The sequence below is a fragment of the Bradyrhizobium algeriense genome, assembly GCF_003062295.1.
Lineage (GTDB): Bacteria > Pseudomonadota > Alphaproteobacteria > Rhizobiales > Xanthobacteraceae > Bradyrhizobium > Bradyrhizobium algeriense.
Map to the genome: position 1 here is coordinate 1 of NZ_PYCN01000306.1, position 346 is coordinate 346.

Sequence of the window (346 nt, forward strand, 5' to 3'; positions counted from 1 at the left end):
GAGGAGCACGCCATGTCTCAGAAACTCAACGCAGCGATCGCCGTGATCGGCATCGATATCGGCAAGAACTCGTTCCACCTCGTGGGTCATGATGACCGCGGCGCCATCGTGCTGCGGCAGAGGTGGTCACGCGGCCAGGTGGAAACGCGGCTCGCCAACCTGCCGCCGTGCCTGATCGGTATGGAGGCCTGCGTCGGCGCGCATCATCTCAGTCGAAAACTCCAAATGCTTGGCCACGACGCCCGCCTGATGCCGGCGAAATACGTGCGCCCCTATTCGAAGGGACAGAAGAATGACTTCCGAGATGCAGAAGCCATCGCCGAGGCGGTGCAACGCCCGACCATGA

General features: G+C 62.1%; 1 protein-coding gene. It reads left to right on the top strand.

The window, feature by feature from the left end:
* Positions 1 to 12: 12 nt before the first annotated feature.
* A partial coding sequence (locus tag C7G61_RS43615; protein WP_145963881.1) for an IS110 family transposase occupies positions 13 to 346 on the top strand: 334 nt, incomplete at its 3' end.